This window comes from Acinetobacter sp. S-1 (genome assembly GCF_059579785.1).
In genome coordinates this window covers 860555-876811 of the sequence record NZ_CM184207.1, presented here as the reverse complement: position 1 = coordinate 876811, position 16257 = coordinate 860555, and the positions used below count along the sequence as shown (strand labels likewise).

Sequence of the window (16257 nt, the reverse complement as noted above, 5' to 3'; positions counted from 1 at the left end):
CTGATGAATAGAAGTATTTTATGCTTGGCATTAAGTAGTATGTTTGTTTTAACTGCTTGTCAGACTACCCCTCGACAATATAATGGTTCAACTGGATACCAGATTGAAAACCAAACAAAAACTTCGGCGACTTTAGCTTACACTTTAGCGGGTCGTAATAACCAGCAACTCGATGAACGTAAATTACAACGCGCTTGTCAGAATGTGCTAGGTGCTCAGAAAGTTTATAAATTATCAATTTTGAGTATCAATGAAATTCCTAATCCAGCGAAAGATGAGCATTATGGAATTCAACTCGGCGAAACTCGTGCTTCTTTTGGCTTATCAAATACACCTAGCTTAAATAATGGTGAAGACTATGCGACTCGCCAAGCGCTTGAAGCACGTCCAAGCACACTAAAAGTTGTTCGTTATACTTGTTCATAAAATAAAAAAGACGCTGTTCTTTTACAGCGTCTTATAAAAACTTACATTTCTAAACTCTTTAGCTTCATCTAGATCTGGCCATGTAGAAGCACTTCTTTCTTCAATTTTTTCATATTTGGGATGACTAAAGTTTTTAACACGGCTATCAGCCACCCAGACTTCTGGCGCAAACTTTAAAAATTCATCTAAGAAAAAGCGGTTACATTGATCGTATAAAACATCAGCTGCCAATAAAACATCAACTTGCTCAGCCTTATATAAATCATCTAAATATTCTAGCTCAACATTATTAAGTAAAGCGTTTTCACGGCAAGCATTAAAACTAACTTGATCGATATCACAGCAGATGACTCGTTTCGCTCCTGCCATTTTTGCAGCAATTGCAACTACACCCGAACCGGCCCCAAAATCCAAAACAACTTTATCCTTAACATGGTGCGGCTCTGCAAGTAACCACTGCGCCATCGCCAAACCAGATGCCCAACAAAAAATCCAATACGGCGTATCATCCCAAATACGGCGAATAACTTCATCATCTAAGCGATTAGTTGGAAAAACTGGTGGAATCAACCATAAAGAAATAGGCGTTTCTGGTAATTGTTGTACCATCAACTCACAATTAGGAATAACTTCATTTAGTGCTTGAAGTAAATGTTCAGGGGCTTTAGACAGTTGAAAAGTGCAGCTCATCAGATTTCTTTTAATTCATTTTTATAACAAGCATAACAGAGTCATTCCATTATGATTTGAATTTTTAGAATAACCTTTGGTTGGACCTACTTTTCTTTCGGGAAAAGTAGGCAAAACCATTGTCATCCGCAAAACTCGGCAGATACTCTCTAGAATCGAAAGCATCGCAGAAACATTAAATTTTTAACGTATTTCTGCCTCAAACAATTGCGGATGACGGTTACGCGTATCAAATAACAGCCTAGCGTTAATTAAATTAACCTAAAGCTTTTTCAGCAGCTTCTACAGTTTGAAGAATCAAAGTTGTAATGGTCATTGGACCAACACCACCCGGTACTGGTGTATAAGCAGAAGCAATTTCTTCAATACCTTGTAATTGAATATCACCTACGCCACCGCCATCACGAGGATGGAAACCAGCATCTACAACCACTGCACCTTGTTTAATCCAATCTTTTTGGATAAGTTCAGCTTTACCTACAGCACCAACAATAATGTCAGCTTGTTTCACAAGCTCAGGTAAGTTTTGTGTGCGTGAATGGCAAATCGTTACTGTTGCATTCGCTTGCAAAAGCATCATTGCCATTGGTTTACCTAAAATTGCTGAACGGCCAACCACAACCGCATGTTTACCAGCAATTTCGATATTGTTTTCTTTTAAAATGGTCATAATGCCCGCAGGAGTTGCTGAACCATAGGCAGCTTCGCCCATAGCCATACGGCCAAAACCAAGACAAGTTACACCATCAACATCTTTAGCTAATGAGATAGCATCGAAACATGCACGCTCATCAATTTGCTCTGGAACTGGATGTTGTAAAAGAATGCCGTGTACATCTGGGTTAGCATTAAGTTTTTCAATTTCAGCTAATAATTGTTCTGTTGTCGTTTCTTGTGGCAATTCAATTTTTAAAGAGTCCATGCCTACTCGACGGCAAGCATTTCCTTTCATGCGTACATAAGTTGCAGATGCACCATCATCCCCAACTAAAATAGTCGCCAAAATTGGGGTACGACCTGTTTTAGCTTTTAAAGCTTCAACACGTACTGACAAATTTTCTTCAATTTGCTTTGCTAATGCGCGACCGTCTAAAACCAATGCCACAGCACATCTCCAAGGTAGACATGAATTTAATGTGCCAATAATACATGATTATTTGGACAAATTTATTCTAGATGTTGCTTTTATGTTCATCTTATCTCAAAACAGTATTGTTTTTTTTGTAAAGGTTGCTAATATGTGCATCACCAAATGTAGGCGGGGTGGCAGAGTGGTCATGCAGCGGACTGCAACTCCGTGGACGCCGGTTCGATTCCGACCTCCGCCTCCAAATTTGGTAAAGCCCGGGTGGTGAAATAGGTAGACACAGGGGATTTAAAATCCCCCGCCCACAAAGCGTGCCGGTTCGAGTCCGGCCCCGGGCACCATTTTCTAGTACAGAAATTGGTGTCATAAAGAATCCAGCGAAAGCTGGTTTTTTTATGTCTAAAAAAAGGATACTTATTAGCATCCCTTTCTCGCCCCATATATTTAAGCAGTTTTTTGCTTATCTTTTTCAGGTGTTAAATTCGCATCCAACACCAATTGATAACCTCGACTAGAATCTACTTTATATTCTGCATTTTTAATTGAATCTACAAAAATCCAATCCGACAGCACCTGCTTATCATCTAGTGTAACCATCAAATAACCCCGCTGATTTAAATTACAATATGCCAATTCATCGATAAGCGTCGTAAAGGCAAATTCAAATTGCTGCAACTGAGCTAGCGGAATACTTAAATATTTTTCAAGACCCGGTGAAGAAACCGAACTTGTCGCCAGTTCAACCCCGACATATTCACCCTTTTGGCTATATAAGTAAGATGTCCACGCATTATGGGTATCGCCTGCCAAAACAATAATTTTCTTATTAAACTCTGCCAATTTAGTGTAAAAGAACTCTCGCTCAGCATAGTAACCATCCCAAGCATCAAGGTTATATGGAACTAAAGTTGTGACTCGCGCTTTTTCTTGAACAGTTAAAGTTGGATCACCCTGCTCTAATCGTAATTTTAATGTGACTAATTCTGTAATTTGCGCATTCATTTTAGCTAACGTATCTGGCGATGTTCCGCCTGAAGTAATTTGCCCCAGCGATGCCAACAACTCAGCAGGAATCCACATTTTACTCATTAAGACTTGCTGTCCCACAACATTCCATGTTGCAGTTGAACTTTGTAAGACACCTACTATATTTTTCTCTTTACTACCTAATAACCACTCACGCTGAGTTTCACCCATTAAGGTCCGCATTGGATTAGTCAAATCTGCTTGGAATTTTGCAATATCCAAACCATTTGCTGTTATATACTTGCCATAATCCAACTGCTCATCACGGGCAATAATGCGAGTATCTAACATCATTAAATTGACAAGCCCCCCAAAATCAAACCGGCGATAAATCTTAGTATGCTGATCATCGATAGGACGGATAGGCATCCATTCAAAATAAGCTTGTAAAGCCGCTAGCTTTCTTTCTAAAAACTTACCTTCATTCTTTGCTTTTGGAGTTTCTTCCGTATGATTCTCAGCCCCTTCACGCCAAGTATTATTTGCTAACTCATGGTCATCCCAAATTACAATAAAAGGATGACGCTGATGAGCGGCCTGTAAGTCTTTATCTTGACGATACAGCGCATAACGCTTGCGATAACCATCTAACTCAATAATTTCTTTATTATTATCGGACGGTAAAGTACGGCCCAGCTTTGCAGCATCTTCTGTCGCATAGCCATCAGCCCCATATTCATAAATATAATCGCCCAAATGAATCACTACATCCACGTTCTGTTTTGCCATTTCACGATAAACGTAAAAATAACCCGCAGGATAATTAGAACAAGAACATACTGCAAAGCTAACCTTATTAGTAGTTACAGGTAAAGTTTTAGTTTGCCCTATTGGCGAGACTTTACTACCAAATCGAAAGCGATAATAATAAGTCGTACCTGCTTGTAGACCTGTTGCATCCACCTTCACGGTAAAATCGTCAGTTTTAGTCGTTTGAACCGTACCAGCCTTTAAATTCTGCTTGAACTGATCATCGGTAGCAATTTCCCAAGTCACCTTAAGAGGTGCACTAAGGTCTACTGGTGTTAAACGCGTCCATAAAATTACTTTATCCTGCAATGGGTCACCACTTGCTACACCATGAAGGAAATCTGCTTGTGCTTCTGGACTTTCATCATCGGAACCATCGTTACACCCCGTAAAAGCTACAGGCAAAGATAGCGCCCCAAAACCAAATAAACTTTTTTGAATTAATTCTCGGCGTGAAATTTTCTCTGACATAAAATTACCTAAGTTTTAAGCAATGAGTGTCTTAAATTTAGGTAGATAAGATGAACAACTGATCTCAGTTTAATGAACAAATCATGACATAAACTGGTCAATTTATATAAATACCAACAAGAACTGATTGAAAATAAAGCAAACACTCTGATTTTCTCTTGCCAATCGCGCACTTGTCCTCTATTATTGCGCACATGCCCGGGTGGTGAAATAGGTAGACACAGGGGATTTAAAATCCCCCGCCCACAAAGCGTGCCGGTTCGAGTCCGGCCCCGGGCACCATTTTCAAATATTGAATTTGGTGCTACAAAGAATCCAGCGTATGCTGGTTTTTTTATGCCTAATCAAAATGAATTTTATGATAAGAATATTATTACTCGTTTACACTACCCTTTTTATAACAAAGGTTTACGCCATAGATCTTTTCTCTGGTACCCTTTCTCTCAAAGACAACCATTGGTATTTTTCACGTTGCTCTATTACCAAAGATGATTATTTAGTTAAAGCACCCGAACAGATAATAGATAAATTTAAAACGCTGGAACAAAAACGAGAAACTTATTGGGTCAGTTTGTTAGCGGACGCAGATTATCAAGAGAATGGTGTTTTAATTTTAAAAATTAAAGAAATAGACGAAATACATTTAAAGGCATCTTGCCACTTGTTAGATGTATTTGAAGATATTGAAAATCGAGAGTAATCACCACTCTCGATTCATCACCAGCTCTTCCATTTCTAGATCTAAATATCCAGCTTCCTGTGCTACCATCATCATTGCTTCAGCAATATAGTCAGCAGCACTATCATCTAAAGAAGAATCTAGATCTTCGAACTGAGGTTTCATCTCATTAATTTCAATTACAGTTTGATGAGCATATCGATAGATATCCTGCTCAGCTAAGGCAGGCTTCTGAACTTTTTTAGCAAATTGTTCAATGAGCTGCTTGAGTTCAGCGACCAAAATATCTGGATAATATTCATCATCAAACATCGGGAGAAGTAAGTCTTCGAACATACAAAAGTTTACACAACAGCAAAAACTTGCCGCTTATAACATATTTTCAAAAGAATAACGATATTTTTCCCTGACTCAATCATCTAGCTCATTAAATTAATGAGCTACTACCTGATTTTTATAAAGCCTACTTTGTTAAGCTTGTATCATCGCCTTCCAAACTAGAATTGCATCAGTCATTGCTTTGACATCATGCGCTCTAACAATGCATGCTCCTTGCTGAATACTAAGCAAATGCCCCGTAACGCTTCCTACCGCACGCTGATCTGCAGTTGCACCCTTTAATGCTTCACCAATAAAACGTTTACGAGATAGGCCAGATAAAATCGGATAACCCATTTCACCAAGCTTCCAAAATTCTTTGAGTAGTCTTAAGTTTTGCTGCGCATTTTTTGCAAAACCAAAGCCAGGATCAATAATAATATTATGTTTTTTCACGCCCGCATTTAAAGCTTCATTCACGCGCTGCTGGAGCTCCGCTATAACATCTAAGGTTACGTCCGTATATTGGTCTAACTGATTCATTGTAGTCGGCTCACCACGCATATGCATGATCACTACAGGTATATCCAGATCTGCTGCCGTTTTTAAAGCATTGGGACGAGTAAGCGCACGTACATCATTCCAAATATGTGCTCCTGCTTTTTTCGCTGCACGAATAACATCAGGCTGACTTGTATCAATTGATAGAACAATATTATGTTTAGCTAAAGCTTCAACTACGGGCACAACTCTTCGTATTTCTTCTTCTACGCTTACTTCAGATGCTCCTGGACGGGTAGACTCACCACCAATATCAATAATGGTGGCGCCTTGCTCTACCATGGCTAGCGCATAAGCAATCGCTTGATCTACTTGATTATGCTTTCCACCATCACTAAAAGAATCTGGTGTGACATTTAATATGCCCATAACGTGAGGCTGTGATAGATCTAACTGAAGCTGTCCACACTGTAAAATCTGTTGAGGCAAAGGCATTAGTTGCATAAAAAGCTCCAGTTTAAAATCAGGCTGTATTTTAGCAATTATCATCTATATATGGTGTTGATTTGTTTTTAGCTTTTAACAAACTCAAGCCCATAAAAAAAGCCACATGACTGTGGCTTTTTTAATTAACTAATTATTAGTTCATTGCTGGCAATGGTGGTGGTGTAGATGGACCATCTTTTGGTGGTTCAAATGCAGCCACTGGATTTTCAGCAACATATACTTTAGGCGGTTGTGGCTCACGGCCTTCCATAATGTCACGGATTTGATCACGATCAATAGTTTCCCATTCCATCAAAGCTTTTACCATCGCATGTGCAATATCTTTATTACCTTCTAAGATATTACGTGCAACTTTATATTGCTCATCAAGAATACGACGTACTTCTTCATCAACTAACTGTTGAGTTGCTTCAGAAATCGTACGGCTTCCCACATTACCAAAGAAACCATTTTGGTTTTCATCTTCATAAACCATTACACCCATTTTGTCAGACATACCGTACTTCGTAACCATTGCACGTGCCATTTTAGTAGCTCGTTCAAAGTCATTTGAAGCACCAGTAGATTGCTGTTGGATAAATACTTCTTCAGCAATACGACCACCAAACAAAATTGCAATTTCGTTTAGCATCTTGTCTTTATAGTGGCTAATTTGGTCTTGTTCAGGTAACTGCCAAGTTACACCTAAAGCCCAACCACGCGGCATAATCGTTACTTTATGAACAGGATCTGTACCCGGTAAAATTTCAGCAACAATCGCATGACCCGCTTCATGATAAGCAGTTGCACGACGTTCTTCTTCACGTAGAACCATCGATTTACGCTCTGGTCCCATGTAGATTTTGTCTTTTGCATCTTCAAAGTCATGCATGTCAACAGTGTTCTTATTACGGCGTGCAGCAAATAATGCAGCTTCGTTAACAAGGTTTGCCAACTGTGCACCAGAGAAACCTGGAGTACCACGAGATAGAACTTTAACATCTACACCGGTAACTGAAGGTAATTTTTTCAAATGTACATTCAGAATCTGCTCACGACCACGAATGTCAGGTAAACCTACCATTACTTGACGGTCAAAACGACCTGGACGTAATAATGCTTTATCCAAGACATCAACACGGTTCGTCGCAGCAATTACGATTACACCTTCGTTACCTTCAAAACCATCCATCTCTACAAGCATTTGGTTCAAGGTTTGTTCACGTTCATCATGACCACCACCTGTACCTGAACCACGATGACGTCCTACTGCATCAATCTCGTCAATAAAGATAATACAAGGCGCATGACGTTTCGCTTGCTCGAACATATCACGGACACGGGACGCACCCACACCCACGAACATTTCGACAAAGTCAGAACCTGAAATGCTGAAGAAAGGAACTTTAGCTTCACCAGCAATTGCTTTGGCTAATAACGTTTTACCAGTACCCGGAGGACCAACCATAAGTACGCCACGAGGAATAGTAGCGCCCAAACGTTTGAATTTTGCAGGGTCTTTTAAGAAATCTACAATTTCAACAACTTCTTGTTTTGCTTCATCACAGCCGGCAACGTCAGAAAAATTAACTTTGATTTGGTCTTCAGAAAGCATTTTTGCTTTCGACTTACCAAAACTCATCGGTCCATTTTTTCCGCCTGCACCACCACCCATGTTACGCATAAAGAACATGAATAACAGAATGATTAACAGTACAGGGAAACTAGCAATGAGAAGTTGCATCAAAATGCCTTGACGTTGAGGAGCTGTTCCCTCTACAACAACATTTTGCTTATTTAAGCTCGGCATAAGCTCAGTGTCTTCAACTTGCGGACGAACAGTTTCAAACTGTGATCCGTTAGTTTTTTCACCATTAATATTTAAACCGTCAATTGTGACTTGCTTAATTTGGCCAGCATTCACCGCTGCAACGAAATCTGAATATTTCATCGCAGTAGGCTTATTGCGGTCACTGATATTACTGAAAATTAAAATCAGAACACCAAGTATTATTAGCCACAATACGGCATTCTTGAAGTAATCGCTCAAAGCTTTATTCCCATATCGATCTAATTTGATCATGCCCAATCTTGGCTGATCGTCATAAAAACAGCAACTGTATTGCTTGCGGATAACCTAAAAGTACAAAATGCACAATTTTTAGGAGCTTGGCAAGTAAACTTTATTGCAATGCTTTCTTACGCCCTTGTCCAACCAAAAAAACTTCTTTAGAGCGCGCCCGAGAAGCTGCTGGTTTTGCTGTCTTTAACACATCAAAACTATCAACCACTTGTTTACGAAACTCATCGAATCCTGCGCCTTGGAACACTTTAACCACAAACTGTCCATTAGGACCAAGAACCTTTTGAGCAAAATCTAAAGCCAGTTCACATAAGTAAATCTGTCTAGGTTGATCAACAGCCCTATTACCTGATGTATTGGGGGCCATATCAGAAATTACAATGTCTACTTGTCGCCCATTTAAAATATTTAACAATTTTTCAAATACAGCTTCTTCTCTAAAGTCGCCTTGTAAGAAAGTGACATCAGGCAAAGCATCCATGGGCAAAATATCGGAAGCAATCACTAAACCTTTGCTACCCACAAGTTTTCCAGCAATTTGAGACCAGCTACCAGGAGCTGCACCCAAATCGACTACCGTCATGCCTGGCTTGATCAACTTATATTTTTCTTGGATTTCAAGAAGTTTATATGCTGCTCGCGCACGATACCCTTCCTTTTGTGCTTTTTTTACAAAAGGATCGTCTAGATGTTCCCTCATCCACGCACGACTACTTTTCGACAATTTCTGGTTTGTAATGCGTGTTGCCATAACTCACTAAATATCAAAAAAACTTCTGATCGTTCATTGTACGTGAAAATTACTCTCATTACAGTACGGATGTAGCGTAATCTCACCAAGTTTTACAGTTTTTTTCCAATAATGTTGATCGATTATTTATACAGTTTTTCGTACATCTGAATTTAAGTTTTTTGCTATACTAAGTCGTTTTTAAAATCAGGTATTTTTAATGGCCGCTTTATCTATCCATGAACGTAAACGTTTACGTCAAATTGGTCATGTGCTTAATCCGGTTGTCATGATTGGTGGACAAGGCTTAACAGATGCTGTTATCGAAGAAACTCTTCGTGCTTTAAACGACCACGAACTTATCAAAGTTAAAGTTACTGGTGAAGACCGTGAAGCACGTACTGCTGTAATTGATGCAATTGTAGAAGCCACTGGTGCAGAAGCTGTGCAAAAAATTGGTAAAATTGTTTTACTTTACAAAAAAGCAGCTAAGCAAAATCAGCATTTGTCTAATCTTGTTCGCCACGCTCATTTAGCAAACTAATTTGATTTGACAAACTATGGCAAGTTACGAACTTTCAGCTTTTGATCGTTTTCATGCTGTTTCTGTTGTTGGCGCAATTGAACAGCAAGCACCGCACACATTAAATGTCGGTTTTTGGATTCGTGATCCAAATCAACTCATTGTCTGGCCCCAAGAAGTCGCGGCTCATCCTCGTCAGGATTTTTTGTGGGAAGAAACTTGTTTCGAAATTTTTGTTGGCGTGCATGATGAAGATTATTATCGGGAAATTAACCTTTCCCCTTCTCAAGCATGGCAGTCTTATCAGTTTGAAGAATATCGCTATCCAGAAAGTATGCCTCCCCTTACTGCTTACGATATCGAACTGAACCATCTCAAGCGTACTCATTATGGCTTAAATGTTAGTCTTGATTTGGGACAATTTATGCAACAGCAACGCTTGAAATGGGCAAACCTTTATTTAGGTTTAACTGCAGTTTTAAAAACCAAAGAAGGTATGCAGTACTATGCAATGCAGCATAGTGGAAAAAGTGCAGATTTCCATAATAAGCGTGACTGGTTACATCAGTTTTAAAAGTAAAAAAGCGAGAAATTAATTCTCGCTTTTTTTATAGCTGGCTAAAAGCTAAGATCATTAGTTATCTCGTGCTTTATTCCAAGCTTCAACTGCATTATTTTTAGTACGCTTAATACTTTCACTTAAAGAATCTTTGTGCTTCAAAGAAATCTGGCTAATATCACCTTTAAGTTCTTTACTGACTTTAGTCAAATCTTCGATAAGTGCGTTAATTTCTGCTTTCAAAGCATTTTTAAGTTCAGAAAGTCCTTCTTGTGAAGTGCTAAACTGAGCTTTAATCACATCAAGACGTTGTAGAATATCTTGTTTAATTTGAACAAATTGATTTTGAATATTCTTGTTTAACTCATGAGTTTCAGCTTCAATTTTTTCTTGAGTTTCGCTTAAAACTTCTTTGACCTGCTCTTGAGTTTCAGTGATAGCTTCTTTCACCTGAGTTTTCGCTTCTGTAGCAACTTCTTTAATCTGCTCAGTTTTCTCGGCAACACTTTCTTTTACTTGCGCAGTTTTAGCAGTTACTGTTCTTTTCGCTTTAGTTGTAGTAGCTGCTACGGTTTCTTTCACTTCATTCACCTCAGCTTTTACCGAATCAACTACTGCTTGAGCTTTCTCGCTCACATCTTTTGAAACTTGATCATTACTCATGCTATTTCCTCATATTGTTTATTTTTTAACTAGCAATACAATAAATCCAGTTCTAAAAATTCAGCCAGCAAATTGTTAGACAATTTATCAAAAGTAACTGATTCGGATGAGCGGATAATTTTTTTGTAAAAATCAAGCAATGAATTATGTTTTTTAGCAGAAAATAAATAGACTTTTTGAGGTTCCATGCGTATAATGCGCTGTTAAGTTACAAGCGAGCAGACCGATAGGGAGGGGCATGTTTTATCACAACATCGCCTATCTTTTTTGGGTCTACTCGCTTTTTTACAGCCGAAATTCAGGAGCTTTGGTTTGAGCACCCCCGCCATTTTAGCCCTCGCAGATGGAACGATCTTTAAAGGAACGTCAATCGGCGCAACGGGAAGTACGACTGGAGAAGTCGTTTTTAACACAGCCATGACAGGCTATCAAGAAATTTTGACTGACCCAAGTTATGCACAACAAATTGTGACATTAACTTACCCTCATATCGGAAACACTGGCTGCAACGCAGAAGACGTTGAATCTGGTCGTATCCATAAAGTATGGGCGAATGGTTTAATTATTCGTGACCTTCCTCTACTACACAGTAACTTCCGTGCTGAGCAGTCTTTGAGTGAATATTTGCAAGAACACAATGTTGTTGCAATCGCGGACATTGATACACGTAAATTAACACGTATTTTGCGTGACAAAGGTGCACAAAATGGTTGCATCCTTGCTGGCGAAAATATTACTGAAGAAGAAGCAATTGCCAAAGCTCGTGCTTTTGGTGGCTTAAACGGTTTAGACCTTGCAAAAGAATGTTGCGATCCAACTGGTTTTGAATGGTCTGAAGGTTCATGGACTCTAGGCCAAGGCTTCTCTCAACCTGAATTAAAATATCATGTAGTTGCATACGATTACGGTGTCAAAACCAACATCTTACGTATGCTTGCAGACCGCGGTTGCAAATTAACCGTTGTACCTGCAGAAACTCCGGCTGAAAAAGTATTGGCACTTAATCCGGATGGCGTATTCCTTTCAAATGGTCCTGGCGATCCAGCTGCTTGTGATTATGCAATCGAAGCTGTAAAAACTATTGTTGAAACCACAACATTACCTGTATTTGGTATTTGCTTAGGCCACCAAATCCTGGCACTCGCTTCTGGTGCAAAAACTGTAAAAATGAACCATGGTCACCACGGTGCTAACCACCCTGTACAAAATCTTGAAGATGGTACAGTGATGATTACTTCACAAAACCATGGTTTCGCTGTAGATGCTGAAACTTTACCGGCTAACTTAAAAGCAACGCATAAATCATTGTTCGATGGCACCTTACAAGGGATTCACCGTACAGACAAACCAGCTTTCAGCTTCCAAGGTCACCCTGAAGCAAGCCCAGGTCCACATGATTGTGCCCCATTGTTCGATCATTTCATCGAACTTATCGAAGCATCTAAACAGTAATTAAGGAGCGAATAATGCCTAAACGTACGGATATTAAAAGCATCTTAATTATTGGTGCTGGCCCGATTGTGATTGGTCAGGCATGTGAGTTTGACTACTCAGGTGCTCAAGCGTGTAAAGCGCTTCGTGAAGAAGGCTACCGTGTTATTTTGGTTAACTCTAACCCAGCAACCATTATGACAGACCCTTCAATGGCTGATGCAACTTATATTGAGCCAATTACTTGGCAAACAGTTGCACAGATTATTGAAAAAGAACGTCCAGATGCAGTATTGCCAACTATGGGTGGCCAAACTGCGTTGAACTGTGCTCTTGCACTTGATGAGCACGGCGTTCTTGAGAAATATAATGTTGAATTAATTGGTGCAACTAAAGACGCAATTGAGAAAGCCGAAGATCGTAAACTCTTCGATATCGCTATGCGTAAAATTGGCTTGGAATGTCCAAAAGCTGCCATTGCTGAAACAATGGAAGAAGCTTTAGAAATCCAGTCACGCTTTGGTTTCCCAGTAATTATCCGTCCATCATTCACAATGGGTGGTTCGGGTGGCGGTATCGCATATAACCGCGAAGAATTCCTTGAGATTTGTGAACGAGGTTTTGACCTCTCTCCTACTCACCAGTTATTGATCGATGAATCTTTAATTGGTTGGAAAGAATACGAAATGGAAGTTGTTCGTGACAAAAACGACAACTGTATCATCGTATGTGCGATCGAAAACTTCGACCCAATGGGCGTACACACTGGTGACTCTATTACTGTAGCACCAGCTCAGACATTAACTGACAAAGAATACCAATTGATGCGTAACGCTTCGGTTGCAGTTCTTCGTGAAATTGGTGTTGAGACAGGTGGTTCTAACGTTCAGTTCGGTATTAACCCGAAAGACGGCCGTATGGTTGTTATCGAGATGAACCCTCGTGTATCTCGTTCATCTGCACTTGCTTCTAAAGCAACAGGTTTCCCGATTGCTAAAATCGCAGCAAAACTTGCTGTTGGTTATACCCTTGATGAATTGAAAAATGACATCACTGGTGGCGTGACTCCTGCAAGCTTCGAACCATCAATTGACTACGTTGTAACGAAGATTCCTCGTTTTAACTTCGAGAAATTCCCGCAAGCTGAACCAGTTCTTACCACTCAGATGAAATCTGTTGGTGAAGTGATGGCAATTGGCCGTAACTTCCAAGAATCTGTACAAAAAGCATTACGTGGTCTTGAAGTTGGTGTAAGCGGTTTTGATGAAAAAATCGAAGCTGGTGCAACAAATGCAAAAGAAATTATTCTAAAAGAACTTAAAGTTCCGGGTCCTGAGCGTATCTGGTATGTAGCGGACGCTTTCCGTCATGGTTTCTCTTTAGATGAAGTTTTTGAAGCGACTAAGATTGACCGCTGGTTCCTTATCCAAATTCAAGACATCGTTAAAACTGAAGCTCAAGTGAAAACTTTAGGTTTTGGTGACTTAAACGCTGACAACATCCGTTCGTTCAAGCGTAAAGGTTTATCTGACCTTCGTATTGCTCACCTCATGGGCATTTCACAAAAGCAATTCCGTAAACAACGTTGGAACTTGGGTGTTTATCCAGTGTACAAACGTGTTGATACATGTGCAGCAGAGTTTGAGTCTGGTACTGCATACATGTATTCAACTTACGATGAAGAATGTGAAGCAAATCCATCAAACCGTGACAAGATCATGGTCATTGGTGGTGGTCCAAACCGTATTGGTCAAGGTATCGAATTTGACTACTGCTGTGTACACGCTGCATTAGCTATGCGTGAAGACGGTTACGAAACAATCATGGTGAACTGTAACCCTGAAACTGTTTCTACCGACTATGACACATCTGACCGTCTATACTTCGAACCTGTAACACTTGAAGATGTACTTGAAATCGTACGTACAGAGAAACCTAAAGGTGTAATCGTACAGTACGGTGGTCAAACTCCGCTTAAATTGGCACGTGCTTTAGAAGAAGCAGGTACTCCAATTATCGGTACATCACCAGATGCGATTGACCGTGCTGAAGACCGTGAACGTTTCCAACAAATGATCCAACGTTTACAGCTTCGTCAACCAAACAACAGCATTGTAAAATCTGCTGAAGAAGGTATCTCTGAAGCTGCAAAAGTAGGTTATCCGCTTGTTGTTCGCCCATCTTATGTATTAGGTGGTCGTGCAATGGAAATCGTATATAACGAAGAAGAACTTAAACGTTACCTTCGTGAAGCAGTTCAAGCATCTAATGAAGCCCCTGTTCTTCTTGACCGTTTCCTAGATGACGCAACTGAAGTTGATGTTGACTGTGTATCTGACGGTAAAGACGTTGTGATCGGCGGTATCATGCAGCATATTGAACAAGCTGGTATTCACTCAGGTGACTCTGCATGTTCGATTCCTCCTTATTCTTTATCAAAAGAAATTCAGGATGAAATGCGTCGTCAAACGATTGCGATGGCAAAAGAACTTGGTGTTGTCGGCTTGATGAACGTTCAGTTCGCTGTAAAAGGTGACGATATTTACGTTCTAGAAGTTAACCCACGTGCTTCACGTACAGTTCCATTCGTATCTAAGTGTATTGGTGATTCTTTAGCGAAAGTTGCTGCGCGTTGTATGGCAGGTCAATCTCTTGAGTCTCAAGGATTTACTAAAGAAATCATTCCAACTCACTTTGCTGTGAAAGAAGCCGTTTTCCCATTCGCTAAATTCCAAGGCGTAGACCCTATGCTTGGACCTGAGATGAAATCTACAGGTGAAGTGATGGGCGTAGGTAAAACATTTGGTGAAGCATTCTATAAAGCTGTTTTAGGCTCAAATGAACGCTTACCTGGTTTACCAACTGAAGGCGAAGTAAAACATGCTTTCTTATCAGTACGTGAATCTGACAAGAAATACATCGCTGATATCGCTAAGAAATTAGTTGAATATGGCTTCAAGCTTGTTGCAACAGGTGGTACTTACCAAGTGCTTAAAGAAGCAGGTTTAGAATGTGAATCTGTAAATAAAGTTACTGAAGGTCGTCCACATATTGTTGACCGCTTGAAAAATGGTGAAATACACCTTATTGTCAATACCACTGAAGGTAAACAGGCTCAATATGACTCTGCAATGATTCGTCGTGCTGCCCTACAAGGCAAAGTGTATTACACAACGACTATCAATGGCGCAGAAGCTGTTTGCCAAGCCTTTGCTGTGAAATTGCCAATGGATGTATACCGCTTGCAAGATTTAACTGTAGGTTAATTTTTTTACCGATAAGTCCCGTCACCTTATCGGTGGCGGGATTTTTTCATTTTTTTAACTGTGTTTTCTCAACTTAAGAGGGACCGAAATGCAACGTTATCCAATGACCCCTGAAGGTAAAATCGCCTTAGAGAAAGAATTACAACATCTGAAATCTGTTGAACGTCCACGTATTACTCAAGCGATTGCTGAAGCACGTGAACATGGGGACTTAAAAGAAAATGCAGAATATCATGCTGCTCGTGAACAGCAAGGTTTCTGTGAAGGCCGTATCCAAGATATCGAAGGAAAATTGGGTGCTTCACAAGTCATCGATGTTAAGGACTTAGAACAAAACGGTCGTGTTGTATTCGGTGTTACGGTAACGATTGAAAACCTTGATACTGAAGAACGCAAGACTTATAAAATTGTTGGTGATGATGAAGCTGATTTTAAAATCAATAAAATCTCAGTGAACTCACCAATCGCACGTGGCCTTTTGAGCAAGAGTGAAGGTGATGAAGTAAAAATCGTTACTCCTCAAGGCGAAGTGGAATATGAAATCGTAAGTGTAGAATATCTTTAATTT

At 39.8% G+C, this 16257-nt stretch carries 16 protein-coding genes and 3 tRNA genes; 10 read left to right on the top strand and 9 right to left on the bottom strand.

What is annotated here, in order from left to right:
- Positions 1–3: 3 nt before the first annotated feature.
- The gene (locus tag AC52J8_RS04340; protein ID WP_002115580.1) at positions 4–426 is read left to right on the top strand and encodes a hypothetical protein; all 423 of its coding nucleotides are present in this window, start codon (positions 4–6) and stop codon (positions 424–426) included.
- A 21-nt stretch (positions 427–447) separates the two neighbouring features.
- Here AC52J8_RS04340 and AC52J8_RS04335 read toward each other — a convergent pair whose 3' ends face one another.
- The gene (locus AC52J8_RS04335) at positions 448–1116 is read right to left on the bottom strand and encodes a class I SAM-dependent methyltransferase (RefSeq protein WP_086399713.1); all 669 of its coding nucleotides are present in this window, start codon (positions 1114–1116) and stop codon (positions 448–450) included.
- A gap of 256 nt (positions 1117–1372) precedes the next feature.
- The gene (gene folD / locus AC52J8_RS04330; protein ID WP_086399712.1) at positions 1373–2221 is read right to left on the bottom strand and encodes a bifunctional methylenetetrahydrofolate dehydrogenase/methenyltetrahydrofolate cyclohydrolase FolD; all 849 of its coding nucleotides are present in this window, start codon (positions 2219–2221) and stop codon (positions 1373–1375) included.
- Between the two features lie 152 nt (positions 2222–2373).
- Between folD and AC52J8_RS04325 the strand changes: the two genes are divergently transcribed.
- Both AC52J8_RS04325 and AC52J8_RS04320 read left to right on the top strand, forming a co-directional pair.
- Positions 2374–2447 (top strand) — tRNA-Cys (locus tag AC52J8_RS04325).
- Positions 2448–2458: 11 nt separating this feature from the next.
- Positions 2459–2544, top strand: a tRNA-Leu gene (locus tag AC52J8_RS04320).
- A gap of 103 nt (positions 2545–2647) precedes the next feature.
- On the opposite strand, the gene AC52J8_RS04315 is transcribed toward AC52J8_RS04320, so the two are convergent.
- A complete protein-coding gene (locus AC52J8_RS04315; RefSeq protein WP_086399711.1) occupies positions 2648–4450 on the bottom strand; it encodes an alkaline phosphatase D family protein in 1803 nt (600 codons plus the stop codon).
- 196 nt (positions 4451–4646) lie between these two features.
- Here AC52J8_RS04315 and AC52J8_RS04310 point away from each other — a divergent pair.
- Positions 4647–4732, top strand: a tRNA-Leu gene (locus AC52J8_RS04310).
- Between the two features lie 40 nt (positions 4733–4772).
- Positions 4773–5150 (top strand): hypothetical protein, encoded by a 378-nt coding sequence (locus AC52J8_RS04305; RefSeq protein WP_416202770.1) that lies wholly within the window; start codon positions 4773–4775, stop codon positions 5148–5150.
- Here the strand turns inward: AC52J8_RS04305 and AC52J8_RS04300 are convergent, their stop codons facing one another.
- The 4 genes from AC52J8_RS04300 to rlmE form a co-directional block, all read right to left on the bottom strand.
- Positions 5151–5465 carry a DUF5713 family protein gene (locus tag AC52J8_RS04300; RefSeq protein WP_005067609.1) on the bottom strand — a complete coding sequence of 105 codons (315 nt, stop codon included), beginning with the start codon at positions 5463–5465 and terminating at the stop codon, positions 5151–5153.
- A 135-nt stretch (positions 5466–5600) separates the two neighbouring features.
- Positions 5601–6452 (bottom strand): dihydropteroate synthase, encoded by an 852-nt coding sequence (folP, locus tag AC52J8_RS04295; RefSeq protein ID WP_198912083.1) that lies wholly within the window; start codon positions 6450–6452, stop codon positions 5601–5603.
- A 136-nt stretch (positions 6453–6588) separates the two neighbouring features.
- Complete coding sequence (ftsH, locus tag AC52J8_RS04290; RefSeq protein ID WP_005803954.1) at positions 6589–8484, bottom strand: ATP-dependent zinc metalloprotease FtsH; 1896 nt, start codon at positions 8482–8484, stop codon at positions 6589–6591.
- Between the two features lie 133 nt (positions 8485–8617).
- Positions 8618–9268, bottom strand: a complete 651-nt coding sequence (rlmE, locus tag AC52J8_RS04285; RefSeq protein ID WP_000235573.1) for a 23S rRNA (uridine(2552)-2'-O)-methyltransferase RlmE — start codon at positions 9266–9268, stop codon at positions 8618–8620.
- A 199-nt stretch (positions 9269–9467) separates the two neighbouring features.
- Here rlmE and yhbY point away from each other — a divergent pair, with 199 nt between their 5' ends.
- Complete coding sequence (yhbY, locus tag AC52J8_RS04280) at positions 9468–9791, top strand: ribosome assembly RNA-binding protein YhbY (RefSeq protein WP_086399710.1); 324 nt, start codon at positions 9468–9470, stop codon at positions 9789–9791.
- A 16-nt stretch (positions 9792–9807) separates the two neighbouring features.
- Positions 9808–10344, top strand: a complete 537-nt coding sequence (locus tag AC52J8_RS04275; protein WP_086399709.1) for a DOMON-like domain-containing protein — start codon at positions 9808–9810, stop codon at positions 10342–10344.
- 60 nt (positions 10345–10404) lie between these two features.
- On the opposite strand, the gene AC52J8_RS04270 is transcribed toward AC52J8_RS04275, so the two are convergent.
- Complete coding sequence (locus tag AC52J8_RS04270; RefSeq protein ID WP_005072962.1) at positions 10405–10992, bottom strand: hypothetical protein; 588 nt, start codon at positions 10990–10992, stop codon at positions 10405–10407.
- Between the two features lie 29 nt (positions 10993–11021).
- The gene (locus AC52J8_RS04265; protein WP_002115567.1) at positions 11022–11180 is read right to left on the bottom strand and encodes a hypothetical protein; all 159 of its coding nucleotides are present in this window, start codon (positions 11178–11180) and stop codon (positions 11022–11024) included.
- 124 nt (positions 11181–11304) lie between these two features.
- On the opposite strand from AC52J8_RS04265, the gene carA reads away from it, so the two are divergent.
- From carA to greA, 3 genes are all read left to right on the top strand, one after another.
- On the top strand, positions 11305–12444 hold the full coding sequence (gene carA / locus AC52J8_RS04260) for a glutamine-hydrolyzing carbamoyl-phosphate synthase small subunit (protein WP_005067597.1): 1140 nt from the start codon (positions 11305–11307) through the stop codon (positions 12442–12444).
- Between the two features lie 14 nt (positions 12445–12458).
- Entirely contained in the window at positions 12459–15689 is a 3231-nt protein-coding gene (gene carB, locus AC52J8_RS04255) for a carbamoyl-phosphate synthase large subunit (protein ID WP_005067595.1), read from the top strand.
- Positions 15690–15777: 88 nt separating this feature from the next.
- Positions 15778–16254, top strand: coding sequence for a transcription elongation factor GreA (gene greA, locus AC52J8_RS04250; RefSeq protein WP_002115570.1), 477 nt, complete (start codon positions 15778–15780; stop codon positions 16252–16254).
- Positions 16255–16257: the final 3 nt, after the last annotated feature.